This is a genomic window from Streptomyces sp. 35G-GA-8 (assembly GCF_023534745.1).
Classification (GTDB): domain Bacteria; phylum Actinomycetota; class Actinomycetes; order Streptomycetales; family Streptomycetaceae; genus Streptomyces.
The window spans coordinates 71,761-98,732 of record NZ_JAMHJQ010000002.1 but is presented as its reverse complement, the minus strand read 5'-3'; the positions used below and the strand labels follow the sequence as shown (position 1 = coordinate 98,732).

Below are 26,972 nucleotides of genomic sequence, written 5' to 3'. Positions count from 1 at the left end.
GAGTGGGTCAGCTCCTGGGGAGATCGGATGGGCGTGGGGGCAGTGGCGGTCCGGCGAACGCCAGCGGACAGCCGTCGGTGTCGCGTTTCTCTCCGGCGGTGAGGGCGAGCGCCGTCCGTTCCGCCGAGTCGGTGCCTGGCCGGAAGAGGAGACGGTCCGTGCCCGTCAGGTCCTGCCAGGTTCGGGCGAGGTAGCGGCGCAGCCGGTCCCCGCTGGGCACTCCGGGAGTGGCGGGCGCGGTGAACGGCTCGGCCCGGACACCGACGCGTACGCCCCGGTGGCGCAGGGTCCCCAGCTGCTCGCGCCAGTCCACGGCGCGTGGACAGCCGGGCACCAGACCGTCTTGTGCGGGCAGCGCCGGTGGCCGGCTGCCGACCACCAGAAGCACCCGGTCGACCCGGTCGACCTGCTCGACCCGCTCGGCGCGCTGCCCGGCGGCCATTTTGGCCGCGGTCCTGAGCGCGTCCTCCAGTGAGGAGGTGAGGGTGTCCCGGGGCCGTATCTCCGGTGGCAGCTCCCGCAGTTGGCGCTGTGCCCGCTCGGGTGGCCCCGGCCGTACGTACCTGATGAGGTCGCGGTCCTGCTGGTGCTCGTTGCGGGGCGCGTGGTGGTAGTAGCCGATCACCGCGACCCGTAGCCCGCCGCCCGCGCCGCTGTGGCGCTCCGCGGCGCGGATCAGGTCGCTCGTGAATCCGACGCGCTCGGCGACCTCGGACCGGTCGGCGCCGGACATCTCCACCGCGCAGATGAGCTCCAGGGGGCCGGGCCGGGGAAGGAACCGCGGTACGCCGTGGACCACGGTGTGCAGGCTCTCTCTCCGGTCGGCCGGTGCCTCGGCCAGGGTGTCTCCGGCGCCCGCGTGTACCTCGATCTCGCCAGGACCGCGCAGGACGAAGGTGAGGTGCGCGGAGCCGAGCGCGGGCAGTTCGGTGCGGGGCAGGCCGAGAAGCGCGGGGTGGCGGTCTTCCCGGCGGTAGTGACCGGCGAGCAGCGGCAGTACGACGGGCACCGTCTCGGACGGCGCGATGGACCCGCCCGCCGGGACTCCCGCCGGGACTCCCGCCGGGACTCCCGCCGGGACTCCCGTCGGGACTCCCGGCTCGGCCGGGCGGGTCGGGATCGGGAGGCCGCCGTACACCGTGACCGAGGCGGTCCGGGTCTCACCTGGCGCGAGCCGCAGACCGGCCTCGAACAGAGTGTGGTGATGGAGCTCCACCGGAACGTGGTCACCCTCGCCGGTTCCGGCCCGCGCCAGGAGCAGGGTGTGCGGTTCGCGCAGTGGCACGCCGCGCAGCAGCCGGCGGACCCGGGCCGTGACGGTGGACGCCGTACCCGCACCTGGCGCCGGGGCCGGGGCGCTCTCGGCACTCGTCGCGCAGGTCTCGCGCAGCACGGCGGCGGCCCGGTCGAGAAGAGTCCAGCCGGTGCCGCCGCGGAGCAGCACCACCGCGCTCGTCCGTGTGCCCGTCCTCTCGCACGCGCCGGGCACGACAGCGTGCAGCCAGTCGCGCACGGCCCGGTCGAAGGCCAGGCGGTCCACCGGCTCGACGGTGCCCACGCCGCCGGCGAGTTGGAAGCGGCGCGGGGCGTCCCCGGGACTGAGCCCGGGGACCAGCTCGGTCCAGGGGGTCTCGGCGTGCGGGCGCGCGTACGGCAGACCGGCGGTGTCGGCGAACGCCCGTACCACAGCGGCCCGTTGGGTGCCGAACTCGACGAACAGCACCTCGGCAGGCGCACCGGTGGTGAGCCCGCGCAGCAGATCGGTCAGGGCGGGCGGCTCGGTGGCCACCGAGGGGCCGGGGGTTCCCGGCGCTCCTGTGGGCCCCGGCGTTCCCCCAGAACGGACATGCGGAATTCCGGCGGGGGCCGGGCGCAGCAGCCCGGCGATCTCCGCGCGCTCGGCCGGACCGCCCAGCGCGCGCCGGGCCGCGTCGAGGTCCCAGGTGTGCCCGGCCGCCGCCAGTTCGGCCGCCGCGGCCCGATGGTCCTCCTCGGTCGCGGCCCCCAGAACCGGGTCCCCGCCGAGCGGGAATCCGCACACCCGGCAGTGTCGTTCGCCCCGTTCCGGGTGGAGGCAGGCCGGGCAGCACACCGCCGGGCCCGACCGTATCTCGTCAGCTCCGGGAGAGAGCAGCATGTTCGCGGCGCCCTCTCAGAGCGGCCTGGAGCAACGTACGTGCCCGGCGCCGCCCTTGATGGATTGTCATGTCCGTCCCCTGCCTCCGCTCCGTCGTGATGAGCCCGGGAGGGGTAACCGGCCACACCGGGCTGGTTGGTCAACTCCGTTGCTTTCAGGGGGTGTTCAGCGGTTCCCCTGAGCTGCCGGACCCATGACTCCAGTCAATCGGACGGTCCGGTCGGGGACTGGTCGGGAGCCGGGTGAATCCTGGCCGGGCCAGGACCGGTCCTGGCGCCGACCGGGCCACCGTGCGTATCAGTCCGACCACGGCGGCACGATCGCCGCCTGGAGCGGCGCGAGCAGCCGGTTGGCCTCCGTGACACCGGAGGGCGAGCCGAGATCCGGGATCCCACCGAGCGGCACCCCGTCCAGCGGCTCGTTCCCACAGCTCTCGAAACGGTCGCCGAAGAGCACCAGAGCCCGATGAGGCCGGTTGCGCCGGGACTGCCAGATCAGTCCCATCGCGTCAGTGGCCTGGGTCCGGATCTCGCTCGCCCAGCGCCGCGTCTTCGCGTAGCGCTCGCCCTCGTCCTCAAGGAGCCAGGAGTCCTGGCAGACGGCGGCCAGATCGGTCTCCGTGACCAGGGATACGAGGTTCACCTCGCACCGGGTCCGCACCACGCTCAGCGACTTGGCCCTGACCGCGGCATACGGAATGAGCCGCATCCTGGACTCCTTGTCGAACTCCATCGAGCGCAGCAGCGTTTCGGCGAGCGCGGTGGTCGGGCTGTCGGCCACGTACAGATAGGGATACGGGTCGTACGGCGTGCCGTCGAAGCGATTGCCGCCGAAGTGCGCGTCCACGCTGACCGTGTTGAACTGCTCGGCGGACCGCTTGGCCGAGTGCACCCGCCACAGCTCCGTGCCGGCCGGGAGCAGCCGGCGGTGGGGCCGCAGCTCGTACTCCGAAGGGGAGAAGGTGCCGGTCATCCGTCCCCCTCCACCAGCGCCGCCGCCGCGCCGACCAGCTGCTGGTCGGGCAGTGCGCCGAGGAGCGAGGCGGGCGGGCCGCCCAGCCAGGTGTTCCCGCTGAGCCACCAGTCGGCGGCGCCCCAGGGGTCGGTCTCGGCGAGGAGGATGCGGTTGACCTGGAGGACCACCCCGTGCGGAGTGCCGTCATCGGCCGGGAACTGGAAGTCGGGGTAGCGGTCGCCGCGTTCGGGATCCGCCAGTCTGATCACTTCGAGCGGCGGTGCCGCGCCGGCGAACCGGGCGCGCGCCTCCTCCGCCGAGAGCGAGGGCGTCCTGAGCAGCCTGCGCCGCACGGCGGCGACGATCGCCGCGGTCTCCGGAGAGAGCGAGGGAGCGCCCGCGAGCCGCGTCAGCAGCTCCCGCGCCACCAGCACGGTCGGCGATCCCGCCGATGCCCCGACGAGGCGGACGGAGTCCAGTGCCTGCTGCACCGGATGGTCGTACGGCAGCTGAAGCAGGGCGAGCCTGACCCCCTGAAGTGCCCTGGCGACCGCTCTGTTGTTGTCCTGTGCCGTGTCGGCGAGCGCCCGCACCCGGGCGAGGAGCAGCTCGTGCTGCTCGTCGTCGAGGCTCTCGCGGATACTGTCCCGGTGCTCGCCGATCAGGCCGAGCAGTTCCTCGGAATTCATGCGGTCCTCTCCCGCGGGTCGGCCGGGCCCGGATGGCCCTGGTGGATGAACGGAGCCCAGACCGACAGACGGTCGAGCCCCGGGCGCCCCAGCTCGCGCAGCAGATCGCCCTTCAGCGAGCCCGGGTTCTGGCGGTGGGGGTCGAGCATCCACAGCTGGGCCGCCCTGAGCGCGTCGACGGGAGTCCGTCCCTCGACCGCCACGTAGTGGTGGAACACGGCCATCAGCAGCACCGACGCACCGTCGCGCGTCGTCCACCGCGACCCCACCACGTCACGCGCGCCGGCCGAGACGAACGCCGTCGTCAGAGTCAGCGCCTCATCGTGGTCACGGGTGCTCAGATCGGTCTGACAGGCACTCAGGACCACCAACGGCCCGTCCGCGTCGGCCTGTTCACCGCTCGTCCGGTCCAGCAGCCGGGTCACGGTCAGCATCCCCAGGTCCGGCTCGGCCCCCGGGCCGCCTTCGGCGGCGGACAGTTCGTCGGTGCGGCCGGGGAACGCGAGATGCAGGGCCGACAGTGTCGGACGCACCCCCGCCGATCCATGGGAGGCCACATGGAGCAGCGAGGGCGCGTCGGCGAGGAGCGCGACAAGCTCGTCGGGCGTCCCCGCCGCCTCCGGCTCCACGGACGGCTCGAAGAACTCTCCGTACACACGCGCCCGCGGATAGAACGTCTCGCGCAGCGCCGTCACCTCGCGCTCGGCGTGCGTCAGATCCATACGGGGGTCGGCCACCAGGACCGGAGCGGCGGCCGGGTCACGCCGTGCGCGCCGCACCGTGCGCAGGAACTGGCCGCCGGACGCCGCGTAGGTGATGACCATGGCCTGGCAGGCGTAGTCGTGGGGTGCCTCCGCCGGGAAGCGCGCGGCGTGCCAGGGGACGATGCCGAGCCGCCCGCAGGGCACCAGGACGATCCTGGGCGGGCCGGAGGGGTCGGCACGCCGGCTCCCCCCGGCCACGATGTGTTCCGTGATGATCTCGAACACGGGGGAGATGGCCCGGTATGCCCAGTCGCACAGCTCGGACAGGGCCTCCTCCCAGGCCTGTTCGGCGACGGGGTCGTGCGCGTTGTCGGAGCGGGCGCCTGCCGCGTCGAGATAGCGCTCCAGCGGGCCGCTCTCCGCCCCGGACAGCAGCGGCAGCCCGCCCACGACCCAGATATCGGCGCCCACGATGATCCCCATGCCCTCGGCCCGCCCCTCGCCGGGGAGCAGATAGACGAGCGCGTCCGCCCCGCTGCGGGCGACCCCTTCCGAGAGTTCCGCCAGCGTGGGCGTGGTGAAGAGGCTTCCTTGGCGCCGGTAGCCGAGTGCTTCGAGCGCCCGGCGGCGCAGGGTGCTCGGCAGTTCGCCGGGGAGCTCGCCCGGCGTCTCGGCCTCGGACGCGCCGGATGCCTCGGGCGCCTCGGACGCGCCGGAGGCCCGCCATGCTTCGGCCAGCTCGTGGTGCCCGCGCGCCTGAAGGAGTTCGGGTACGGCCCGAGAGGTGGACGCCGTCTGCAACACCAGGGCGCGGCCCAGCTCCAGGGCGGCCAGGGCCTCCTCCACCCGGTGGTGCGAACCGGCCCAGAGGGCGGTCTGCACGCCCCGGGTGGCACCGGAGCGCGCGGCCAGCAAGCCGTGCTCGGGGCCGAGCTGGAGCACGACGTCGGCGGCGAGCGTGAGCAGGGACTCCATCGCGGTGGCCGTGGCGGCGGTGTGGTCCGCCGCGTCCCCGCTGGCCGACCAGCGGATCCAGTACGTCCCCGCCAGCTGCCATACGAGGGAGGCGGCGCCCTGCGGTGCTTCTCCCTGCCGGACGCGCTCGCGGATCCGCTCCAGCGTGGCGATGGCGGCGTCGAGATCGGCGGGGTCGTCGGTGAGGTCGTACCGCGTGAACAGGGACAGCACCGAGCTGTAGAGATCGTTCACCGAGGCGTGCGGGGGATGGTCGGAGGGGACCGGAACCCGGATCAGATCCGGGTCGCCGGTGACGGCCGCGCGCGTGGCGGCGATGTCGGTCGAGATCGAGGCGAGTTGGTCGTGGACGAACGCGGGGCTGTCCGCCAACGCCTTCTCCTGGTACGCGACGCCCCGCAGCATCATGTCCTTGTCGCCGGTGAGCCTGCCGAGGTAGGTGAGCGCGTCCGCGTACTCCATCTGGACCAGGAAGCGGGACGTGCTGCCTCGCGGGACGGCTTCTTCGAGCGCGGCGAGTTCGGCCACGAGGGAGCCGAGCGCGTCCGCGTCCTTGGCCTTGTTGGCCTCGTATACCTGGTCGATCAGGGTGAACACGCGGGCCAGGAACGAGAATTCGGCGGCCAGGGGATGCGTGGACCGGGCGGCGACCTGGTGGAAGTTGTCGGCCACCGCCTTCTTGTACGTGTCGGCGACCGACTGATCCTGGAGATTGCCGCCGACGCCCTCGCTCATTTGCAGCAGGAGACCGATCTGGGCCTCAAGAAGGGTGGCCAGCTCATGGCCCGGCGGCAGCTTCGCGTGCGCGGTGCGCATGCGCCCGAGGTACTCGTTGTACGTTTCCGAGTCGCCGCGTCGTAGAGCGTCCCCGAGGCCGAGGATGAGAGGGAAGACGGCCTCCAGGGCGACGGCATCGGCATCGGCGTCGCCGGAAGCCGGGATCGGGTCCGGCTCCGGCTTCGGCTCCGGCTCGGGGCGTGGCTCCTCCCGCCGTGGCGGATCGGAACGACCCGCATCGGTAAGGGAGCCAGGCATGCCCGACATGCCAGACATCATGGCGGCCATCATCCGCAGCTGGTTCGTGTGCGGAAAGTCCGGCGGCATCATGTCCGCGAACTGCTCCAGGTCCCCCGGACCGAGCCGCTTTCCCGAGAGCACCGAGAGCATGGCGTCCAGCTGCCGGAACGGCCCCAGAAGGTCCGGCGGCACCGGAAGCCCCGCGGTCTCGGCCAAGAGCGCGCGCATCTCGGCGGTGGCATCGGCCATCCCCTCGCCCTTGTGCCGTACCAACCAGTCGACGGCGGCGGAGTGATCGAGCGCCTGCCCGAACGCGCCCCCCATCTCCCGGACGGGCACCACCAGCATGAGCAGGAACAGCGCGGCCCACCGCCTGACCTCCTCATCGGTCCCCGCCCCGACCGCCGAGTCCCGGTCCCGTGCGTCCCGCAGCAGCCGTCGCGCACGTTCCCGGTCCTCCGGCGCGCCGTCCCCGGCGACATACCGCGTGGCGAGTACGGCCCCGAGCCATACCGTCACAGCACCGCGCAGGGGCGGTTCGTGGTCCAGCAGGCCCGCGAGTTCGGTGAGTTCGGCCACCGAGCTGTCGTACGCGCCCGAAGGGGCCACCGTTCCCCCCGATACCGGGATCAGCCGCCTGGCCCGCTCCGTGGCGTCCATCACCCAGGCGCGCAGCCCCTGGACGCCCCCGCTCTCTTCGACGTTCACGTGCCTCCTCCGAATCCGCCGTCCGTCTCCGGTGCCTCAACTCCGCTGTGGGACAGCCATGATGACGAGGACTCGGGCACCATGGGGCCGGTTCCTGCCAATGCCCGGAGTCCGCTCAGGACGCGCCGAGATCGGCCCGCATCTTCCGCCGCATCTCCCGCAGCCGCTCCCACAGCGCGTCGATATCGGCCTGCGCGGCGGACGCCGAGTCGTCGGGGCGCGGGACACCGTCGTCCAGCCGCCTGAGCCTGCCGTACACCGTCCCGAGCCCGTGGCTGACCTCGGCCGTGATACCGAGGACGGGCTCCGGCATCCGCATCTGGGCCTCCGCGTACACGTCCCGGTGCAGATCGCGGGCCTCGATGAGCCGCTGCCGCGCGGGCCGCCGGTCCTCATCGCGGCCCAGTGCGTGCAACTGGTCCGTGAGGGCGGCCAGATACTGCCGGGCGGCGGTGTTGAGCGCCACATACCCCGAGCGCCGCTCCTCGGCCTCTCTGCGCCGCTCCCGCAGCCCCTCGACGCGCTCCTGCTCGCGCTGCCGGCCGCGGTCCGCCGCGCGCTGGGTCAGCAGCGCGGACAGGAGCGTCCCGACGACCCCGACGACCGCGACCGCGGGGGCGGTCACGCTAGCGGCGTCCACTTGGCCTCGATCCGTATGCCGTCACGCTGCCAGCGAAGCATCGGCTCCCCTCGTGGGTGAAGGCCTGTCCCGGGTAACGCCCAGTGTTCGACCGGGTGTCGACCAGGGCGAGATCAATGTGCTCCACCGGCCCGCCGACACCAAGACGATCTCGGAGTCCTTCTCCGTACTCGACGGGAGGGTACGGCTCTACACCGGGGAGGACCGGCCGGACTGACCGCCCGCCGGCGCGAGACCGGTCTTCGCGCCCGCGCCGCACAGCGGTACGACGACGGAGGGACCGGCCCGGCCGGCCTCGTCGCGTACCGCCGCCCAGCAGGCGGCCGCCGTCGACTCCACGAAGAGCCCCCGGGACGCCAGATCGAGCTGGGCGGCGCGCAGTTGATCCTCGGTCACGGTACGGAACGTGCCGCCGGAGGCCCGGACCGCCCGCAGGATCTGCCGGGCGCGCGGTGGGTTCGGGATGGCGATGCCCTCGGCCAGGGTCGGCGCGCTCTCGGCCGGCGCGCCCAGTTCCTCGGCGCCCGCGCGGAAGGCGGTCGCCAGCGGTGAGACGGCCTCGGCCTGGACGGCGATCAGCGCGGGGCGTTCGTCGATGAGCCCGTGCGCGGACAGTTCGGCGATCGCGAGCGCCGCGCCCAGGAGCAGGGTGCCATTGCCGACGGGGACGACGATCGTCTCCGGGAGGCGTCCGCCGAGGTCTTCCCACAGCTCGTAGACATAGGTCTTGGTGCCGTGCGGGAAGTACGGGTTGTGGACATGGCTCGCGTAGAACGTGCCCGGCTCGTCGGCGGCGGCGCGGGCGGTCCGCGCGGTGGCCTCACGGTCGCCCGGGACGCGTTCGAGGCGCGCGCCGTGGGCCCGGATCTGCTCCGTCTTCTTGGGCGAGGTGGCCTCCGGCACGTACACCGTGCAGGGCAGCCCGGCCCGCGCGCAGTACGCCGCGATCGCCGTGCCCGCGTTGCCGCTGCTGTCGGCGATCACCCGCTCGGGGCCGAGCCGCCGTGCCAGTTCGGCGAGCATCACCGCGCCGCGGTCCTTGAAGGAGAGCGTCGGCATCAGGAAGTCGAGCTTGGCGGAGACGGACGAGGTCAGCGGTACGAGCGGGGTACGGCCCTCGCCGAGCGTCGTGACCGGCGCGGAGAGCGGCAGCGCCTCCTCGTACCGCCACAGCGAATCGGCCCGGGAGGAAAGGGACTTCAGGGGTACGGGTGAGGCCTCGAAGTCCAGATCCCAGGGGCCCCGGCAGACGGGACAGCACCAGGCGAGCGAATCGACGGGTGAGCGGGTCCTGTCGGCCGGGCAGACGTACATCGCGGTCATGACCGCCAGCATCGCAGTTTCACGGCGCGCACGGCGCGTGGGGAGTTCGCGGGGCGCGGGGCGCATCGCGCCCGCTCCGTGGCGCACGGCTGTGCCCGGTGGTGCGCCCGGTGCGGGAGCGGGTCGCCCGGGGGCGTACCAGCGGTAAGTGCCTGCTTAAACGCAAGTCATCACTTCGGGTGAAACTCTGGCCCATGCTTGCGGTGATCAACCGACGGTTGCCACGCTGTTGCTGTCTGTCAACCTGATGGGAGTGGCCCGTGGCCTTCGGTGAGCAGCCCGCCTATCTCCGCGTTGCGAGCGATCTACGCGAGAAGATCGCCAATGGCGCTCTGCCGCCGCATACCCGGCTGCCCTCGCAGGCCCGTATCCGCGAGGAGTACGGCGTCTCGGACACGGTCGCGCTGGAGGCGCGCAAGGTGCTGATGGCCGAGGGGCTGGTCGAGGGCCGCTCCGGATCCGGTACGTATGTGCGCGAGCGCCCCGTCCCCCGCCGGATCGCCCGGTCCGGATACCGGCCGCCGTCCGGCTCCAGTCCCTTCCGCCAGGAGCAGTCGGCGACGGGCGCGCGGGGCACCTGGGAGTCCCGCAGCGAGCAGGACACGGCCGGGCCGGAGATCGCCGCCCGGCTGGGGATCGAGCCGGGCGACCGCGTGATGCGTACGCACTATGTCTTCAGGGAGGCGGGCGAGCCGATGATGCTCTCCACCTCCTGGGAGCCCCTGGCGGTCACGGGGCGTACGCCGGTGATGCTGCCCGAGGAGGGGCCGCTCGGCGGCTGCGGGGTGGTCGAGCGGATGGCGGCCATCGACATCGTCGTGGACAACGTGCTGGAGGAGGTCGGCGCGCGCCCCGGGCTCGCGGAGGAGCTGATGGCGCTCGGCGGGGTGCCCGGCCATGTCGTGATGGTCCTGGAGCGGACGTACTACGCGTCGGGGAGGGCCGTGGAGACCGCGGAGGTCGTCGTCCCCGCGGACCGGTACCGCATCGCGTACCACCTCTCCGTCAAGTGACCGACGGTCCGGCGCGCGCGGGGAGTTGACGGCGCGTACGGACCGATCGGGCAGGCCCGCGCGGGGTGGTACGCCGCTCGGGCATGCCCGCACGCGGTGGTACGGAGCCGATCGGGCACGCCCCGGGGCCCGGTCGGGCGCGCGGGACGGCCAGGGGGCGCGCACAGCAGATCCCCGCCCCTGGTTTTCGTCGTTTTGTTGGCCGGATGCGTACCTCTTTGTACAAACACGTATCCGCTCTGTGAAGGTCAGGCGTAGGCTCCGGCATATGCGGAATGCGGTTTCCTGTAGATCTTCGGAGAGATGCAGGTCGGCGGCGGGAGGAGCGCGATGAACGACGGCGGAGCCCTGCTCCCGTGGCTCGTCATACGGGAGGACGACAACGGCAACCGCTATCGCGTCGGCAGATATGCCACCCAGGACGAGGCGCAGAAGATCGTGGAGAGCCTCGACGGCCGCGGACAGCAGCGGATCTACTGGGTGGAGCGCGTCGGTCAGACCACCGGTTAGAGGGGTGCGTACGTGACGCCCCTGGCCGAGCGCGCGTTACGCTCCGGCGCATGAGTGATCGTGTAGTGGTGGCGGGCGCCGTGTGCGACCGGGGGCGGCTGCTGGCGGCCCGGCGCAGCGCGCCCCCCGAGCTGGCGGGCCGGTGGGAGCTCCCCGGCGGCAAGCTGGAGCCGGGCGAGGTGCCCGAACAGACGCTGGTCCGCGAGTTGCGGGAAGAACTGGGCGTGGAGACCGAGCCGGTGGACCGGATCCCCGGTGAGTGGCCGCTCAAGCCGGGCTATGTTCTCCAGGTATGGACGGCCCGGCTGCTCTCCGGCGAGCCCCGGCCGCTGGAGGACCACGACGAACTCCGCTGGCTGGGACCGGATGAGATCCATACGGTGGACTGGCTCGACCAGGACCGGCCGGCCGTGGCCGAGGCGGCCCGCCGGCTGTCCGCCGCGTCCGCGCCGCCCCGCACGCCCCGTCCGCCTCGTCCGACCTCCTGAACTGGTCGCGGACCGGGGCGCGGAGAGTGCCCGAGAAGCGGTGAGAGGCGGGTGAGAAGCGGGCGAGAAGTGCGCGGCCGTGTGACGAGCGGTACGTCATATGCGCGGGGGGCGTAGTCCGTTTGTGCCGGTGAACCTCCCCTGTGGCGGCGGCTGTGACGGTAGCCGCGATGGATATCGGGTATGTGCTGATTAACCCCCCTAAAAGGGACGCGGGTCTGCCGTCGGTCTGGGGAAGTGATCGGCTTGATCGACACAGAGGGTGGCGCATGCGCCGAATGGTCCTTCCCTGCCGAACTCAATGCCGTACGAGCCGCCCGCCACGCCGTCCGTGACACGCTCCATGCCTGGCGTCTGCCGCAGTCGGTCGGCGACATGGCAGTCCTGCTGGTGAGCGAGCTGGTGACCAATTCCCTGCGCTACACCTCGGGGCCGATCGGCGTCCTGGTCGCCGTCCGCCCGGTCGAGCCGGGACCGGGAGACCCCGGTGGTCCCGACGACGCCGGGCCCGCCGCCGTCACGGAGCGTGCCGCGCTGCTGGTGGAGGTCTCCGATCCGCTGCCCGACCTCCCCACCGAACGTCCCGCCGGTCCCGACGACGAGGGGGGCCGGGGACTCCAGCTTCTGGCCGTCTCGGCCCGGCGTTGGGGCACGCGTCGCGGGAAGACTGGTAAGACCGTGTGGTTCGAGCTGCCCCTCCCTGGTTAGAAGTCAGAAAGGGAGAACGATCACAGCGGACTCGGCTCAAAAAGAACGAGACCGTGCTGTGATCGTGAACGCCGTGTCGGCTGGGGCCGTAGTGCTGAATACTGCGGGCATGGCCGGTCCGGTGCGTGAGCTGGAGGGGACGGTCGCGTGAGCGAGATATCCGGGGCGGCGGGCGACGTCGTATGGCAGAGCAGTCCGCCTGGCTCGATCTATGACTACATCAAGGTCGCTTCGTTCTCGATCGGCCCGGACGGGCTGGTCGACCAGTGGAGCGATCGGGCAACAGAGCTGTTCGGGGTAGCCGCCGACGAGGTCAGGGGCCGTGACCCGGTCGAGGTGTTCATGCCCGCCGGCCAGCGGTCGCGAGGGCATCGCAAGGTCAAGGAGATCCTCGACGGCAAGGAGTGGACCGGCCTCGTCCCGTTCCGTGTGAACGGCATCGACGGGCAGGACGGACAGGACGGGCTCGCCGAGGTCTATGTGATGCCGAGCGAGACGGAGCGTGGTGAACGCGCCGCGCTCTGTATCGTCGTCGACGTCAGAGCCCTGCGCCGGATCGAAACCGACCTCGCCTCCTCGCAGGCTATTTTCGGCCAATCTCCCTTTGGGTTCCTGCTGTTCGACACCCAGCTCAAGGTGCTGCGCGCCAACCAGCGCTTCGCCACCGTCTTCGGCGGCCGGACCACCGACCACCGCGGCCGTACGGTCCACGACTATCTCTCCCGCCCCGAGGCCGAGCGGATGACCGCCGCCCTGGAGCGCGTCCTGAGGACCGGAGAGTCCGTCACCGACCTCCAGATCGTGGGCACCCGGCCGGGGGACGCGGAGCGCCGGCACTGGTCGGTCAACCTCTATCGCGTCCACAGCGGCTCCGGCCGCTCCATCGGGGTCGCCGGGGTCGGCACCGATGTCACCCGCCGTCATATAGCCGCCAGAGAGGCCGCGAGCGCCCGCCGCAACCTCGCCATCCTCAACGAGGCCAGCGCCCGGATCGGCAACTCCCTGGATCTGGAGACCACCGCGCGCGAACTGCTCGGCGTGGCCGTCCCCGGCTTCTGCGACCTCGCCTCCGTCGACCTCTACCAGAGCCTGCTCACCGGCGAGGAGGCGCCGCCGGGACGCTGGGGCTCCTCGCGGGCCGACTCCGGCGGCAGCAGTGCCCGGTTGCGCCGGGTCGCCTTCGCCAGCGCCGTCTCCGACGTACCGCTGACCGGGCCGGGCGGCGAGGGCGACGGATATGTCCCGCCGGAGGTCGGCGCCGTCCACCGGTTCCCGTTCAGCTCGCTCAGCGCGAACGCGCTGCGCACCGGCCGCGTGGGGACCATCCCCGGCGAGACCGGCAGTCTCGTACAGTCCACGTTCGCCGTACCGATGGTCGCCCACGACAGCGTCATCGGGCTCGTCCAGTTCTCCCGTACGAAGGGCAGCGAGCCGTTCGGCGAGCGGGACCGGGCGCTCGCCGTGGAACTCGCCGCGCGCGCCGCCGTCTGTATCGACAACGCCCGCCTCTACCGGCGGGAACACGAACGCGCGCTGATCCTCCAGCGCAGCCTGCTCCCGCCCGGTGACCCGGAGGCCGCGGGGCTGGACATCGCCTGCCGCTATCTGCCCGGCAACACGGCCACGGAAGTGGGCGGCGACTGGTTCGACGTCATCGAACTGCCCGGCCACCGCACCGCGCTGGTCGTCGGTGACGTCATGGGGCGCGGCCTGCGGGCCGCCGTCGCCATGGGGGAGCTGCGCACGGCCGTGCGCACGCTGGCGCTGCTCGATCTGGAGCCCGCCGAAGTGCTCTCCGCGCTGGACGAGATCGCCCGGGGACTGGGCTCGCCCAGCGGCGCCCAGCAGGCCTCGCGCGTCGCCCACAAATCGCGCGACGCGGACCTCGCCGAGGTCTATCTCGCCACCTGTGTGTACGCCGTCTACGACCCGGTCACCCGGCGCTGCACCTTCGCCAACGCCGGTCATCTGCCCCCCGTCCTGGTCGAACCGGGCGAGGAGGCGCTGATGCTGGACGTGCCGCCCGGGATGCCCCTCGGCGTGGGCGGTGAGCCGTTCGAGCAGGTGGAGGTCGATGTCACGGAGGGCGCGCTGCTCGCGCTCTACACGGACGGTCTTGTCGAGTCCAGGGACCAGCCCCTGGACGAGGGCCTGGGCGCCTTCCGCGCGGCCCTCGCTCATCCGTCCCGTCCGCTGGAGGACGTCTGCGACCACGTGCTGAACACGCTCGACACCCGGCACGGCGAGGACGACATCGCCCTCCTGATGGCCCGTATCCAGGGGCTGCCGGCCGAGGCGGTCGGGGACTGGCGGCTGCCCCGCGAGCCGCGCTCGGTGGGCAGGGCCAGGGAACTGGCCCGCACCCAGCTGCTCGCCTGGGATCTCGAACCGCTGGTGGACACCGTGGAACTGCTCGTCAGCGAGCTGGTCACCAACGCCATGCGCTACGGCGAGGGCGAGATCCGGCTGCGGCTGCTGCTCGACCGCACCCTCGTCTGCGAGGTGTGGGACGCGGGGCTGGTGCAGCCGCGGCGGCGGCGGGCCCGCGACACCGACGAGGGCGGCCGGGGCCTCCAACTCGTCGGGCTGCTGAGCGCGGCGTGGGGGTCGCGCCGGACGCCGCGCGGCAAGACGGTCTGGTTCGAACTGGCCCTGCCCGACGGTGACTCGTCGGCCGAGCCGACTGTCGAGCAGCTGCTGAGCATGTTCTGACGCTGGGCCCGGGGACGGGTTCCCGCCCCCGGGCGGAGGGCCATGGACAGAGCGTCCCGGGCCCCCGTGCCGTCAGCCGCTCTTCAGCGCCGCCAGCCGCGCCTCGACCTCCGCGCGGTCGCCCACGCTGTCCAACTGCTCGAACTGGGCGTCCAGCGACGAGGCGGCGAGCTCCTGCTTGCCCATCGCCCTCGCCTCCTCGCGCCGCACCTTGTCCTCGAACCGGCCGAGCTCGCTGGTCGGGTCGAGGACGTTGACGTTCTTGACGGCGTCCATCATCCGGTTCTGCGCCTGGGCGGACTTGGCCCGTGCCACCAGCTCGTCGCGCTTCGCCGTCAACTCGTTCAGCTTCACCTTCATCCGCTCCAGGCCGACCTTGAGTTTGTCCACGACCTCCGTCTGGGAGGCGATGGCGGGCTCCGCTGTCCTCGCCTCCTTCTCGGACTGGAGCTGCCGCTCCAGCGCGACCTTGGCGAGGTTGTCGAAGGTGTCCGCGTCCGCGCTGTGCCCCGCGGAGCGCAGCTCGTCCGCCTTCTTGCTGGCCGCGAGCGCCTTCTCGCCCCACTCCCGGCCCGCGGCCACGTCCTCGGTGTGGTCCTGCTCCAGCAGGCGCAGATTGCCGATGGTGCCGGCCACCGCCTCCTCCGCCTCGGCGATGTTGTTGGTGTAGTCGCGGATCAACTGGTCCAGCAGCTTCTGCGGATCCTCCGCCTGGTCCAGCAGGGCGTTGATATTGGCCTTCGCCAGCTGGCTGACCCGGCCGAGGATGGTCTGCTTGGTCATGGCTCTTCTCCTTGTGCGGAAATGTGTGGGGCGGAAACGTGTGGGGAGTTCTGTGAGAAGGACGGGAGGAAGGTGATCCGGGGAAGGGCGAGGAGGTCAGAACCGGCCGCCGCCGCCCATCCGGCCGCGCGTCCCCCCGCCGCCGAAGCTGCCGGGTCCGCCGCCGCCCCGATAGCCCCCACCCCGGTAACCCCCGCCGAACCCCCCGCCTCTGCCGATTCCGCCGCCGAACAGGCCGCCCAGGAGGATTCCGCCGAGCACGGCGCCGCCGAGCCCGCCTCCCGTTCCCTGGACACCGCCGCCGCCGTAACCGCTCCCGAACGACCGGACGTCCTGCTCGGCGAGGTCCTGCGCCGTCCGGGCCAGCGCGTCCGCCTGCTGCGCCTCCGCCAGCGCGCCCTGCGCGTCGCCCGACACCGACGCGGCGTGCGCCAGTTCCAGCCGTCGCTGCGCCTCCATCAGCCGGGTACGTGCCTGGCTGCCGACCGCCCCGCGATGTGTGCCGATGTAGTCGGCGGCGGCGCCGATCGCCGAACGTGCCGTGAGCATCGCCTGATCGAGGAGCGTGCCGGCCCGGCGGCTGCCCGCCTCGCGCTCGCGCGCGCCGGTCAGCGCCTCGTCGAGGACCGCGTCCGCCTCCTCGACCCGGCGCAGCGCGTCGATCGGGTCGTACCGTCCGGAGTCCAGCTCGCGCCGTACGCCCGAGACCACCGCCTCGGCGCGGCTGATCCGGCCCTGGAGGTCGGCCGTGGACGTTCCCTGGGTCGTGCCCTTCAGCAGACCGCGCGCGTCGGCGAGGTCCGTCTCCATTTCCGTCAGCGCGCCGGCGAGCTTACCGGCCGCCTCGCTCAGCTCCTGCGCGCGCCGTTCGACCGTCTCGACGAGCGTGGCCGTCTGCCCGACGGCGGCCTCCGCCGCCCGCACATGCACGGCCGCCTTGCCGTTGTCGCCCGCGCCGGTGAGAGCGCGGGCCTCGTCCAGAGCGGTCGACGCGAAGACGAGCCGGTCCTCGGCCTGTGCGACGCTGTCCGCGACGGGCGCGGAGGCCGAGTCGGCGTACCGCTCGCGCATCGTGGCGAGCGTGCTCCGCGCCGTCGCGACCCGCCCGTTCAGCTCGCGGAAGGTGGCCCCGACCGACTCGACGGCCTGCGGCGCGTTCCGTTCCAGCGCCCTGAGCCGGTCGAAGCCCTCGGACTCGGCGTCCAGCCGGTCGTTGGCCTCCGCACAGCGGGCGATGATCTCGTCCAGCATCCGGCGCCGGGTCGGATCGTCCTCAGGGAAGGCGTCGTCGAGTTGCTGGCGCAGCCGGAAGGCGAGCGTCAGCTGCCCCTTCGCGAAGGCCACGGCATCGGTGAACGGCGCCGCCGCCTCCTCGCCGAACTGCGCCGTCGCGAAGCCCAGTTCCTCCTGGCTGGTGCGCAGCGCGTCGTCCGTCTCGACGAGGACCTGCTTCGCCCGGCTGTCGAGCTCGGGCAGCGGGGTCGGCGCGGGCTCCTCCGTACCGCCGGGGGAGCCCCAGCCCTGGCGTCCGCCCCTCGGTGTCGTACGGGCCGCCATCCGCCGCTTGCGCTTGGCGAAGGAGTACGCCCCGATGAGCGCCGCCCCGAGCACCACGATGACGGGCAGCACGAGATTGGTCGCCGCGCCACCGTCGGCCGCCGGGCCCCCCGGGTCCGCCACACCGGGGGTGATGGCGGGCGTGGGCACCGGCCGGCCCGCGAGTACGGCGTTGAATCCGTCGGCGGCGCCGATCGCCGCGGCCGACCAGTCGTTCTGCCGTAGCGCCGGCTCGACGGCGGTGCGCGCGACCGTGCCGAGCTGGTCGTTGGTGAGGGGCGAGTCGATGTCCGCGGAGTAGGCGTACTGCCGGTCGTGGGTCGCGACCGCCAGCAGCAGGTCGTCACGCCCGAGGCCGTTGCGGGTGGCCGTGGTGTCGGCCCAGCTCTGTGGCGCGTGCCCGGAGAAGTCACGTACGTACACGACGAAGAGCTGCACCCGCTGGTCTTTGTAGAGCCGGTCGAGCGCCCGGCTCACGGCGGTCCGCTGACCGCCGAGCGCCCCCACCTTGTCGGTGATCTGCCCCTGCCGGTCGAGGGGGATCGGCTGCTCGGCGGCTGCCCGCTGAGCCGTGGGTACGACGAGCCACCACGCCATGACCAGCGCGGCAAGAAGGATCCGGGCGGCTATGGGCGTGCGGGGGCGGCTCACGAGTAGCGTCACATTTGGGAGGTTATGTCCCGTCAAGAGCGGGCGCGACCGGACGTGGCGGCCTCCCGGAACGGGGGGCGTCACCGTCACCGAGTGGCGTCCGGCGCATAGCCTGGGCGTGCCCATGACCGGCCGGTCCCGGGCACACGGGGGAGGGAACCGCATTGAGTGCACAGCCGCGTGGATTCGGACGGACAGTGATACGGGCCTGGCGCGCTCCCCGCGCGCGATGGCCCAAGCGGATAGCGCTGGCGCTCGCCGTCCTGCTGGTGATACCGGCGCTCACCGGCGCGGTCGCGCTGCGCCTCACCTACGCGGGCGATCTCCAGGACGGCACCCGCACCCGCGGCAAGGACGCCATCTGGCTGGGCCACGCCTGGGTGGACGGCCGGAAGAAGGACGCGGATCTCGCCGCCTTCGCGGAGCGGATCCGCGGCACCGGGATACGCGACCTGTATGTCCACGCCGGGCCGCTGGAGCATGACGGCACCCTCCCCACCGCCCGCTACCCCCGGGCGCGATGGCTGATCGACGCCGTACACCGCGAGATCCCGGGCGTACGTGTGCACGCCTGGCTGGGCGACAAGCTCGCGACCGAGACCCCCGACGGACTGCGTCTGGAGCGGGCGGCGTCCCGCGCCGCGGTGGTGGACTCCACCGGCCAGATCCTGGACGCGGGCTTCGACGGCGTCCACTTCGATCTGGAGCCGCTGCACTCGGGCGACCGCGACTATCTCTCGCTCCTGGACGACCTGCGCGCCCTCACCCGGGCCCGGGAGGTGCCGCTCTCCGTCGCCGCCCACCAGATCGATCCGCTGCCCGCGCTGCACTCCGTCGCGGACGCCCTCACCGGACACCCCAAATGGTGGTCGCAGGCCTTCTTCGCGCAGGTGGCCCGGCGGGTCGACCAGATCGCCGTCATGTCGTACGACACGGCGATGCCGTCGCAGAGCCTGTACGGCGGCTATGTCGCGCAGCAGACCACGCTCGCCCTCGAAGTCACGCCGGAGGACACCGATCTGCTGATGGGGCTGCCCTTCTACTACGAGGACGACCTGAGCCACCACGGCCACGCGGAGACCGTCGCGGCCGCGGTCCGCGGCGTCAGGCTGGGCCTGGGGCGCACGGACCGCGACCGGGACCGCTTCGGGGTCGCGATCTATGTGGACTTCGCGGCGACCGAGCAGGACTGGACGTCCTACCGCGACGGGTGGGGACGTCTGGGGACGTCTGGACGGGACCGGTGAGCAAGGCCGGCGAGTAAGACTGGCCTAGATGCTGAACCGCTCCTTCGCCAGCAGCGGCCGGACCCGCGAGGTGAATCCGCCCGTGCGGAACGGCCGCTGGAGCAGCCCCGGGCGCAGCTCCTGGGCGAGCGCGGCGGCGATCATGCCCTGGTCGAGGGCGAGAACGAAGTCGCTGACCCGGCCCGTCCCCACATTGACGGAGTCACGGAAGCCGTAACGGTCGTCGTACGCGCCGAAGTCGGCCGCGATCGCCTTCAGATTGGCGATGGCCTCCCCGCGCGCCTGCGGCAGCGCGAGGAACGACGCGTGCGGCGTGACGACCCCGTTGGTGTACGCGGACGCCGGGGGCAGCGGCTCGCCGTGGGTGACGAAGGTGCGGTCGGTGTTGGAGGCGTAGCCGTCGATCTGCATCCCGATCGCGTCGACGCCGTACTCCTGATAACCGCCCTCGGGCACATTGGAGGGGGAGAAGCCCCAGTAGCCGTACCCGGCCTCCGCCAGCCCGTGTTCGATCTGCGAGCGCACATAGCGGTGATGGGTGGTGCCCCAGGAGCGCGGCGACCACTCGGTCTCCGGCACGAAGAGCGGCACCATCAGCGCCTCGAACATCGAACCGCCCCAGGTGGGGACGAGCTTGCGGCCCCGGTAGGTGTAGTGGCCCTGCCAGAGGCGGACACCGTCGATGGTCTCGTACGCGCCGCCCGGCGGCTGCTCCTGGCCGTGCTCGGGGATCATCGTGCGCAGCATGTGCCAGTAGTGGTCGCCGGGGAGCGAGCCGTCCGCGATGCCCAGGTAACTGGCCATGCGGGGCTCGGTGTTGAGGGCGCCGTAGTGATGCGCGGTGGGTTCACCGGTGTCGGTCCAGAAACCGCCGCGGAGCTGGCCGGGGTTCATCACCGGGTCGGCGGGGTCGTACGGCGTGTAGTAGTACGACCAGTCCGCCGTCGCGAGGATCGCGGCGACCCGGCCGCGCAGCCGCGGCTCCGCGTCGGCGGCGATCCGCAGTCCGGTGACGAGCCAGGCGTTGTCGACGGAGGAGAGGAAGGGGCGGACCGGATCGCCGGTGCCCGGCCAGCTGGTGAGGACGGAACCGTCGTACGCGTCGTACCAGTTGAGCCAGAAGCCGTGGTGGCGTTCGAGCCGCTCGACCGCCGAGACGGTGTGCGCCAGCCTGCGGTACATGGTGTCCCGGCCGATGACACCGAGGCCGGCGGCGGCGACGGTGGACCACAGGCCGCAGCCGATATTGGTCGGTGAGGTGTTCCGCGAGGGGACGGGCGTACCGGGCCCGGAGATGTCGATCTTGTCGGCGGTGAGACCGAAGTCGGTCGTCATGGCCTCGATCGAGCGGTACGTGTCCTCGAACCAGCGGCGCAGCAGCGGCAGGTCGGAGGAGCGCGCGGCGCTTCCCGGTCGGGCGAGGGCGGCGGGTGCGGCGGGTGCGGGTGCGGCGAGGGCGGGTGTGGATACGGCTCCGAGGGACAGAGCGGCGGCCCCGGTTCCCGCTGCGGCGAGAAACGTGCGACGGTCCATAAGAGTCCAGCTCCTGTTGGCGGGTGTGGAGTTGTGGGTGTTCCTGGAGTCGCGGATCCGGAGTTGAGGGTCCGGAGTCGCGGTGGTGGTGCGTACGGGGGCCGACGGCGGTCAGGTGCCGTCGGCCCCCGGGTCTCGGGCGGCGGGAAGGGGGAATCAGCCGCGGGTGAGGCGCAGGAAGCGGATGCCGGGGTTGGGCAGCTCGACGGTCAGCTCGGCGGTGCCTTCGGCGTCCGCGGTCACGGGCGCCAGCCCCTCGGCGGGCAGCTCGTCGGCGGCGCGCAGCTTCTGCCACTGCTGGTCGTCGGGCCAGTCCCCGCCGCCGAGGTCCTTCCAGACGGCCTGGATATTGGCGTGCCGCTCATCGACCCGGCGCGAGGCGACGGTGTAGAGCGCGCCCGGTTCGAGCCCGCTGACTCGGACGGTCGCGGCGCGGTCGAGCACGGCGGCGCCGTCGATCTTGGACTGGTCGAGGGTGCCGTTCCAGAGCAGGACGTCCACGGTGGAGCGGTCCTCGGCGCGGGTGGCGAGCGCTTCGACGAGCGCCGCCGCGCCGTCACCGCTGACGGCGGCGGGGATCCGGCCGCCGGTGAGCTGGGAGAGGAGATAGAGCGCCCAGAAGCGCGGCTTGCGCAGATTGCCGACCGTCAGCAGCCCGAAACCGCCGTGGAAGAGCCGGGGAGGCCAGCCCAGCTCCTCGAACTGGTCGGAGGCCACCCAGTAGGAGAGACAGTCGGTGGACGACAGCGCGCTCTTCATCCCGCGCAGCACGAACGGCGCGGCGAAGACGGAGTCGCTGACGCGATGGAAGTGCGTGGGTGTGACGCCCCACTCCGTCCACAGGATCTCCGGCTCGGGCCTGCCGGTCGCCTCGGCGAAGGCGCGGGTCATCGGACGGAAGTCCAGCGGGGCGTTGCCGTAGGTGTGGGTGGAGACGAAGTCGACGGGGACATCGTGCTCCTGGCAGTACTCCAGCAGCGCGCCGACCCAGCCGGCCGCGGCGGAGGAGGGCCCGCCGACCTTGATCCGGTCGTCCACCCCCTTCACGGCGCGTACGGCGACCTCGTAGAGCCGGTGGTAGTCGTCCTGGGTGCCGTTCCAGAACACCGCCAGGTTGGCCTCGTTCCAGACCTCGAACTCCCAGCCGGCGACGGTGTCGCGGCCGTACCGCTCCTGGAGGTGGACCGTCAGCTCGCGGCAGAGATCGCCCCAGCGCTCCCACTGGGCGGGGGTGGAGACCAGGGCCTTGTAGTCGAAGACCGTGTAGTGCGGGTCGGAGGCGAGTTCCCTCGGCATGAAGGAGAGCTCGACGACCGGCTTGAGACCGGTGGCCAGGAAGCGGTCGTAGACGGCGTCGAGGCCGGAGAAGTCGAAGGAGCCGTCGCCTCGTACGGTCACGGTCTCGGGCAGGAAGGTGCCGTGCGCGCGGACGGAACGTACGCCGATCTCGTCGCGGACGATGGCCAGCGCCTCGGCGTACTCTCCCGCGACATCGGAGCCGCCCGCGCCCGGCTTGTCCCAGGTCAGCAGCGAGAAGTGCTCGGCACCGATCATCCGGTTCCAGACGCCGGGCAGTTCGGTGGCGGGGGCGGCGGCGTCCACGGCGACCGTGACCTCGGCGGGGCGCGAGCCGGCCGCCCTCGGGGAGCCGGGCACGGCCTCGGACAGCGCGCCGGCACCGGTGTCCGACCAGGTGGCGACCTTGTAGAAGTAGCCGCGGCCCGGCTGGGCCAGCGTGTCCGCGTACGGCGGGTGCGGTACGGCGAGCACATCGCCGCCGAGGTGGTCGAGCGGCTCGAAGGGGCCCTCGGCGGAGTCGGCGCGATGCACCAGATAGCCGAGCGCGCCGGGCACCGGCCGCCAGGTCAGCAGCACATGGCCGGTGCCGTCCTCGGCGGACAGACCGGCGGGAGCGGGAAGCTTCCCGATGCCGGCGAGCCGCCGGTCACTGGGCTTCCCGATGCGCGACTCCCAGTCGGCGCGAGCGGCGGACTTTTCGGTCATGGAAGTACAAACCTTTTCTTGGAGGGGGGTGCGGAGCTACAGAAGCGCGTGGAGACACAGGCAGGAGCGGGTCGCTGAGGGGGCGGGCGGTTGCGGGAGCGGGCCGCTGAGGGAGCGGGTCGCTGAGGGGCGGGCCGCTATTTGAGGCCGGCCGTGGCGATGCCCTGGGTGAAGTACCGCTGGAGTACGAGGAAGACGAGCAGCACCGGCAGCACGATGAGCAAGGAGCCGGCCATCAGCATGCCGTTGGAGCCCTCCGACTGATTGGGGTCGGTGGCAAAGGTCGCCAGCGCCACCGGGAGGGTGTATTTGCCGGGGTCGTTGGTGGCGATCAGCGGCCAGACGAAGTTGTTCCAGGAGCCCAGGAAGGTGAGGATCGCGAGCGTCGCGAGGGCGGGTTTGACCAGCGGCATCACGATCCGCCAGAAGATGTACCACTCACCGGCGCCGTCCATCCGGGCCGCTTCCAGCAGCTCGTCCGGGATCGACTGCATGAACTGCCGCATCAGGAAGACCCCGAAGGCCCCGGCGGCGAACGGCAGCACCAGACCCGCGTACGAGTCGATCAGTTGCAACTTGCTCATCAGGACGAAGAGCGGCAGCAGCATCAGATTGCCGGGCACCATGAGCGCGCCGAGCACCAGCGCGAACACCTTGTTCCGCCCGGCGAACCGGAGCTTGGCCAGCGCGTAGCCCAGCATCGAGCAGAACACCAGATTGGAGACCGTCACCAGCACGGCGACCAGTGCGGAGTTGAAGAAATGGACCGGCAGATCGAGCCGGTCGAGCAGCCGCGAGAAGTGCTCCAGAGTCCAATCCGTGGGGAGCCACACCGGTGGGCTGGCCGCCAGCTCGCGGTCGGTCTTGAAGGCGGACAGCGCCATCCAGAGGAACGGCGCCGACATGACCAGCAGCCCGAGCGAGAGCAGAACGTACACCCCGGCTTTCCCGCGCCGACCGGTGCGCCCGCTCTCACGCGGTGCGGCCTGCCGGGTCGAAGTCTCTGCGGCGCTCATTTCGTGTTGTCCTTCAGCAGACGGAGCTGGAGCACGGTAATGCCCATGATCACGAGGAAGAGCACATACGCCATGGCGCTCGCGTAGCCCATGTGGAAGAAGTTGAAGCCTTCGCGATACATGTTCAGGGAAACGGTGAGGGTGCTGTTCGAGGGGCCGCCCTCGGTCATCACGAACGGCTCCTCGAAGACATTGAGATAGCCGATCGTGGTGATGACCGTGGCGTACAGCATCGTGGGCCGCACCAGCGGCACGGTGATCCGGCGGAACTCCTGCCAGGCACCGGCGCCGTCCAGCCGCGCCGCTTCCCGCACCTCGCTGGGAATGGCCTGGAGCCCCGCGATGAAGAGCACCATGACCGTGCCGAGATTGCGCCACACCGCCATCAGGATCAGCGACGGCATGGCCAGCGCCTCGGAGCCGAGGAAGTCGGGGGTGGTGAGGCCGACTTCGGAGGCCAGGCCCGCGATCAGCCCTTCGGACGGATCGAGGACGAAGGTCCAGACGACGGCGACGGCGACGATGCTGGTCACCACCGGGGCATAGAAACCGACCCGGAACAAGGTGCGCGCCCGGTCGATCCCGCTGTTCAGCAAGACGGCGGCGGCGAGGCCCGCACCGATGGTGAGCGGTACGCCGACGACCACGAAGTACGCCGTGTTGAAGAGCGCCTTGAGGAACTTCTCGTCACCGAAGAGCTTGGTGTAGTTCTCGAAACCGATGAACTCCGCGGAGAGCGGGTCGGTCACATTGCGCAGCCCGAAGTCGGTGAAGCTCATGGCGAGCGTGGCGATGATCGGGAAGGCCATGAAGACCGTGAACAGCACCAGGAAGGGGGTGGAGAACAGCCACCCGGCCAGATTCTGCACCCCCAGGGGGCGCGGCTCACGGCCCTTCGCGCCGCTCGTCGGTGGACTGGCCCCGGCCGGTGCCGGGGCGGCGTCCGCGGCGGATTCGGTCGTGGTGCTCATGGCGGTTACTCCACGAGCCCTTCGATTTCGGACTGCGCCTTGTCGGCGGCCTCTTTGGCGGAGGACTTGTTCTGGGTCACCGCGCCGAGGGCCTCGTCGACCTTCGAGGTGATCTCGCTCCATTTGGCGAGCACCGGCGTGCCCTTGGCGGACTCCATCTGCTCACGGAAGACCTGGAGCCCCGGGTCGTCGGAGAGCTTGCCGGAGTCCCAGGCGCTGGTGTTGGCGGGCAGATCGCTGGTGCGGGTGAACCAGTCCTTCTGGCCCTCGGTGCCGGTGAGGTACTTGATGAATTCCGTGGCCGCGGCCTTGCGCGTGCTGTCCTTGGAGACGACCAGGCTGGAGCCGCCCGCCATGGAGACGGACGCCTTGTCACCGGGGACCTTCGCGACGCCCCACTTGCCCTTGAGGTCGGGGTAGTCGTCATTGATCAGGGTCATGATCCAGGGGCCGGAGAAGAACATCGGCACATCACCGGAGTTGAAGTCCTTGAGCACCTCGTAGCCGGGCGGAGTGCTCTTCTTGGTGAGCCCCTTGTCGAAGTACGAGGCGTACTCCGTCATGGCCCTGACGGATTCGGGACTGTTGAAGACCGCCTTGCCGTCCTCGGACACGATCTCGCCGCCGGCCGAGTACAGGAAGGGGTACCAGCTCTGTACGGTGTCCAGGCCGCTGGGCTGGAGATAGAGGCCCCACTCCGTACCGGCCTTGTCCTGGTACGCGGTGGCGAGCTGCTTCAACTCCTGCCAGTCGGCCGGTGCCTTGCCGATGCCGGTCTTCTTGGCGAGGTCCGTGCGGTAGTAGAGGACGCGGGTGTCGACGTACCAGGGGACGCCGTACACCTCGCCGCCCACCTCTCCCTGCTTCCAGGAGGCGGGGAAGAAGTCCTCCTTCTTGAAGGCGGCGGTGTCGACAGGCTCCAGCACGCCGAGTTCGGCGAACTCGCCCATGTACGTGCCGCCCATCTGCGTCACATCGGGCAGGGTGCCGGCGGCGGCCGCGGAGACCAGCTTCTGGTGCGCGACCTCCCAGCTGATGGGGGTGACCTTGACCGTGATGTGCGGGTTGGTCTTCTCGTACACCTTGGCGACGTCGGCGAGCTTCTCGCCCTCGGCGCCCATGGCCCAGACGGTGAGCGTCTGCTTCTTGTCGGCGGCGACGCCCTCACCCCCCGAGCTTCCGCACGCGGTGAGTCCGAATGCCACCGCGAGCGCGGTGGCGGCAGAGGCGGTTCTGGCGGTGCGGTGCATGGACGGCTCCTCCTTGAGCTCCCCGATGTATGCGCTGCCTGTAAGCGCATACATCACTCTGCCGTCGCGCTTCGGAAAACCGCAAGAGGTGGCTTGGTCACACTCGTGCAACATGTGCGACATCTGTGCGTGCGATGGCTGTGTGTTGCAGTGCGTTGCCGTGGGTGTCGTCTCCGGGTGCGGTTTCCGTACGCTAAGCCGGGCCGATGACGCTTCGAAAGCGGATGTGACGGATTCCGCTCAGGCCCGGCCGGACGCGTCCGGCGCATGTCCGGCCCATGTCCGGTGCATGCCCGGTGCATACCCGGTGAGCTACTGTCGCGATCATGTCCGCGTTCGTACACGGCTTTCCCTTTGATCCGGCCTACGGCCTGACCCTTGATGAGCTGCTCACCATCGCCGCTCCTGCCCCGCCGGACGGATTCGACACGTTCTGGCGGAACCGTTACGAGGCGGCGCTACGGGTGGGGACGGCGCCGGCGGTGGGCCCCCAGGAGGACGAGCGCGACGGATTCCGGATCTTCGGGGTGTCCTTCACCTCGGTCGGCGGGCTGCGCCTCGGCGGCTGGCTCGTCCTGCCCGCCGAAGGGCCGGTACGGCACGGATTCGTCATCGGCCACGGCTATGGCGGACGCCAGGAGGCCGGACGGGATGTGCCGCTTCCGCTGCCGGACGGCGCGGCGATCCTGCCCTGCGTACGGGGACTGGGCTCCCGCAGCCGCAGACCCGCCCTCCCTGACGACGCGGACCGCCATGTGCTGCACGGCATCGAGTCCCGTGACACCTATGTCATCGGCGACTGCGTCGCCGACCTGTGGTGCGCCGCGTCCGCGCTGCTCGAACTGGTACCGGAACTGGTGACGCCACGGGGCGCCCGGCTGGGATACGCGGGCGAGAGCTTCGGCGGCGGCCTCGGCGCACTGGCACTGCCCTGGGACGACCGCTTCGTCTGTGGCCGGCTGACGGTACCGACCTTCGGCAACCACCCGCTGCGGCTGACGCTGCCTGGCGTCGGGAGCGGGGAGGCGGTACGCGTCCACTACCGCGATCACCCCGGGATCACGGACGTACTCCCGTACTTCGACGCCGCCACGGCCGCGAGCCGGATCGGGATCCCGATGATGGTCGCACCGGCCCTGTTCGACCCGGCGGTCCCGCCGCCGGGCCAGTTCGCCGTATACAACGCGCTCGCCGGGCCGCGCGAACTGCGTGTTCTGACGGCCGGCCACTTCGAGCACGGGGGGAGCGAGCGGGAGGAGGGGGAGCTGAGGGCGGCGGATGGGCGCTTCTTTGGGGAGAGGTTGGGGGGCGGGGGGTAGTCGGGGTGGGCCGGGACGTCTGGATACGGGTGGGGGCCGCCCCTAGGTTTCAGTTTCGCGGTT

21 protein-coding genes are annotated in these 26,972 nt (G+C 71.5%); 8 read left to right on the top strand and 13 right to left on the bottom strand.

The features are described 5' to 3' along the window. Positions 1-7: 7 nt before the first annotated feature. The 5 genes from M1203_RS03560 to M1203_RS03540 all read right to left on the bottom strand — a co-directional run bounded on the left by M1203_RS03560 (position 8) and on the right by M1203_RS03540 (position 7,809). A complete protein-coding gene (locus M1203_RS03560) occupies positions 8-2,137 on the bottom strand; it encodes a hypothetical protein (RefSeq protein ID WP_249948005.1) in 2,130 nt (709 codons plus the stop codon). A 297-nt stretch (positions 2,138-2,434) separates the two neighbouring features. Continuing rightward, positions 2,435-3,109 (bottom strand): RES family NAD+ phosphorylase, encoded by a 675-nt coding sequence (locus M1203_RS03555; RefSeq protein ID WP_249948004.1) that lies wholly within the window; start codon positions 3,107-3,109, stop codon positions 2,435-2,437. Continuing rightward, a complete protein-coding gene (locus M1203_RS03550) occupies positions 3,106-3,780 on the bottom strand; it encodes a hypothetical protein (protein ID WP_249948003.1) in 675 nt (224 codons plus the stop codon). Before M1203_RS03550 ends, M1203_RS03555 begins: the two co-directional genes overlap by 4 nt. Next, positions 3,777-7,184, bottom strand: a complete 3,408-nt coding sequence (locus tag M1203_RS03545) for a CHAT domain-containing protein (protein ID WP_249948002.1) — start codon at positions 7,182-7,184, stop codon at positions 3,777-3,779. Before M1203_RS03545 ends, M1203_RS03550 begins: the two co-directional genes overlap by 4 nt. Before the next feature lie 115 nt (positions 7,185-7,299). Beyond that, entirely contained in the window at positions 7,300-7,809 is a 510-nt protein-coding gene (locus tag M1203_RS03540) for a hypothetical protein (protein ID WP_249948001.1), read from the bottom strand. A gap of 67 nt (positions 7,810-7,876) precedes the next feature. Between M1203_RS03540 and M1203_RS03535 the strand changes: the two genes are divergently transcribed. Then, a complete protein-coding gene (locus tag M1203_RS03535; protein ID WP_249948000.1) occupies positions 7,877-8,041 on the top strand; it encodes a hypothetical protein in 165 nt (54 codons plus the stop codon). Here the strand turns inward: M1203_RS03535 and M1203_RS03530 are convergent. Next, a complete protein-coding gene (locus tag M1203_RS03530; RefSeq protein WP_249948497.1) occupies positions 8,014-9,159 on the bottom strand; it encodes a threonine synthase in 1,146 nt (381 codons plus the stop codon). The genes M1203_RS03535 and M1203_RS03530 overlap by 28 nt on opposite strands. Positions 9,160-9,407: 248 nt before the next feature. Here M1203_RS03530 and M1203_RS03525 point away from each other — a divergent pair, with 248 nt between their 5' ends. From M1203_RS03525 to M1203_RS03505, 5 genes are all read left to right on the top strand, one after another. Then, the gene (locus M1203_RS03525; protein WP_249947999.1) at positions 9,408-10,160 is read left to right on the top strand and encodes a GntR family transcriptional regulator; all 753 of its coding nucleotides are present in this window, start codon (positions 9,408-9,410) and stop codon (positions 10,158-10,160) included. A gap of 330 nt (positions 10,161-10,490) precedes the next feature. Then, positions 10,491-10,670: an SPOR domain-containing protein gene (locus tag M1203_RS03520; protein WP_249947998.1), complete on the top strand. Its 180-nt coding sequence runs from the start codon at positions 10,491-10,493 to the stop codon at positions 10,668-10,670. A 50-nt stretch (positions 10,671-10,720) separates the two neighbouring features. Next, a complete protein-coding gene (locus M1203_RS03515; RefSeq protein ID WP_249947997.1) occupies positions 10,721-11,158 on the top strand; it encodes a (deoxy)nucleoside triphosphate pyrophosphohydrolase in 438 nt (145 codons plus the stop codon). Positions 11,159-11,395: 237 nt separating this feature from the next. Continuing rightward, the gene (locus tag M1203_RS03510) at positions 11,396-11,866 is read left to right on the top strand and encodes an ATP-binding protein (RefSeq protein ID WP_249947996.1); all 471 of its coding nucleotides are present in this window, start codon (positions 11,396-11,398) and stop codon (positions 11,864-11,866) included. A 147-nt stretch (positions 11,867-12,013) separates the two neighbouring features. Next, complete coding sequence (locus M1203_RS03505) at positions 12,014-14,578, top strand: SpoIIE family protein phosphatase (RefSeq protein ID WP_249947995.1); 2,565 nt, start codon at positions 12,014-12,016, stop codon at positions 14,576-14,578. Positions 14,579-14,650: 72 nt separating this feature from the next. Here M1203_RS03505 and M1203_RS03500 read toward each other — a convergent pair whose 3' ends face one another. After that, positions 14,651-15,361, bottom strand: coding sequence for a PspA/IM30 family protein (locus M1203_RS03500; protein ID WP_249947994.1), 711 nt, complete (start codon positions 15,359-15,361; stop codon positions 14,651-14,653). Positions 15,362-15,457: 96 nt separating this feature from the next. Next, complete coding sequence (locus tag M1203_RS03495) at positions 15,458-17,515, bottom strand: TPM domain-containing protein (RefSeq protein WP_249948496.1); 2,058 nt, start codon at positions 17,513-17,515, stop codon at positions 15,458-15,460. 218 nt (positions 17,516-17,733) lie between these two features. On the opposite strand from M1203_RS03495, the gene M1203_RS03490 reads away from it, so the two are divergent. Beyond that, positions 17,734-18,816: a hypothetical protein gene (locus M1203_RS03490; RefSeq protein WP_374401721.1), complete on the top strand. Its 1,083-nt coding sequence runs from the start codon at positions 17,734-17,736 to the stop codon at positions 18,814-18,816. Positions 18,817-18,840: 24 nt separating this feature from the next. Here the strand turns inward: M1203_RS03490 and M1203_RS03485 are convergent, their stop codons facing one another. The 5 genes from M1203_RS03485 to M1203_RS03465 all read right to left on the bottom strand — a co-directional run bounded on the left by M1203_RS03485 (position 18,841) and on the right by M1203_RS03465 (position 25,590). Further along, positions 18,841-20,349, bottom strand: coding sequence for a glucoamylase family protein (locus M1203_RS03485; protein ID WP_249947993.1), 1,509 nt, complete (start codon positions 20,347-20,349; stop codon positions 18,841-18,843). A 156-nt stretch (positions 20,350-20,505) separates the two neighbouring features. Continuing rightward, positions 20,506-22,353 (bottom strand): glycoside hydrolase, encoded by a 1,848-nt coding sequence (locus M1203_RS03480; RefSeq protein WP_249947992.1) that lies wholly within the window; start codon positions 22,351-22,353, stop codon positions 20,506-20,508. A 137-nt stretch (positions 22,354-22,490) separates the two neighbouring features. Continuing rightward, positions 22,491-23,369, bottom strand: coding sequence for a carbohydrate ABC transporter permease (locus tag M1203_RS03475; RefSeq protein ID WP_249947991.1), 879 nt, complete (start codon positions 23,367-23,369; stop codon positions 22,491-22,493). Next, a complete protein-coding gene (locus tag M1203_RS03470; protein ID WP_249947990.1) occupies positions 23,366-24,340 on the bottom strand; it encodes a carbohydrate ABC transporter permease in 975 nt (324 codons plus the stop codon). Before M1203_RS03470 ends, M1203_RS03475 begins: the two co-directional genes overlap by 4 nt. Before the next feature lie 5 nt (positions 24,341-24,345). After that, on the bottom strand, positions 24,346-25,590 hold the full coding sequence (locus M1203_RS03465) for a sugar ABC transporter substrate-binding protein (RefSeq protein WP_249947989.1): 1,245 nt from the start codon (positions 25,588-25,590) through the stop codon (positions 24,346-24,348). A 326-nt stretch (positions 25,591-25,916) separates the two neighbouring features. Between M1203_RS03465 and M1203_RS03460 the strand changes: the two genes are divergently transcribed. Beyond that, positions 25,917-26,909 (top strand): acetylxylan esterase, encoded by a 993-nt coding sequence (locus tag M1203_RS03460; RefSeq protein WP_249947988.1) that lies wholly within the window; start codon positions 25,917-25,919, stop codon positions 26,907-26,909. Positions 26,910-26,972 lie beyond the last annotated feature (63 nt).

What these genes read in the sequence shown, in the direction of transcription:
- M1203_RS03520 (WP_249947998.1), top strand. Translation starts at nt 10,491, where the DNA reads ATGAACGACGGCGGAGCCCTGCTCCCGTGGCTCGTCATACGGGAGGAC.
- M1203_RS03560 (WP_249948005.1), bottom strand. Translation starts at nt 2,137, where the DNA reads ATGCTGCTCTCTCCCGGAGCTGACGAGATACGGTCGGGCCCGGCGGTG.
- M1203_RS03475 (WP_249947991.1), bottom strand. Translation starts at nt 23,369, where the DNA reads ATGAGCGCCGCAGAGACTTCGACCCGGCAGGCCGCACCGCGTGAGAGC.
- M1203_RS03465 (WP_249947989.1), bottom strand. Translation starts at nt 25,590, where the DNA reads ATGCACCGCACCGCCAGAACCGCCTCTGCCGCCACCGCGCTCGCGGTG.
- M1203_RS03485 (WP_249947993.1), bottom strand. Translation starts at nt 20,349, where the DNA reads ATGGACCGTCGCACGTTTCTCGCCGCAGCGGGAACCGGGGCCGCCGCT.
- M1203_RS03530 (WP_249948497.1), bottom strand. Translation starts at nt 9,159, where the DNA reads ATGCTGGCGGTCATGACCGCGATGTACGTCTGCCCGGCCGACAGGACC.
- M1203_RS03480 (WP_249947992.1), bottom strand. Translation starts at nt 22,353, where the DNA reads ATGACCGAAAAGTCCGCCGCTCGCGCCGACTGGGAGTCGCGCATCGGG.
- M1203_RS03500 (WP_249947994.1), bottom strand. Translation starts at nt 15,361, where the DNA reads ATGACCAAGCAGACCATCCTCGGCCGGGTCAGCCAGCTGGCGAAGGCC.
- M1203_RS03460 (WP_249947988.1), top strand. Translation starts at nt 25,917, where the DNA reads ATGTCCGCGTTCGTACACGGCTTTCCCTTTGATCCGGCCTACGGCCTG.
- M1203_RS03495 (WP_249948496.1), bottom strand. Translation starts at nt 17,515, where the DNA reads ATGGCGTGGTGGCTCGTCGTACCCACGGCTCAGCGGGCAGCCGCCGAG.
- M1203_RS03550 (WP_249948003.1), bottom strand. Translation starts at nt 3,780, where the DNA reads ATGAATTCCGAGGAACTGCTCGGCCTGATCGGCGAGCACCGGGACAGT.
- M1203_RS03470 (WP_249947990.1), bottom strand. Translation starts at nt 24,340, where the DNA reads ATGAGCACCACGACCGAATCCGCCGCGGACGCCGCCCCGGCACCGGCC.
- M1203_RS03515 (WP_249947997.1), top strand. Translation starts at nt 10,721, where the DNA reads ATGAGTGATCGTGTAGTGGTGGCGGGCGCCGTGTGCGACCGGGGGCGG.
- M1203_RS03555 (WP_249948004.1), bottom strand. Translation starts at nt 3,109, where the DNA reads ATGACCGGCACCTTCTCCCCTTCGGAGTACGAGCTGCGGCCCCACCGC.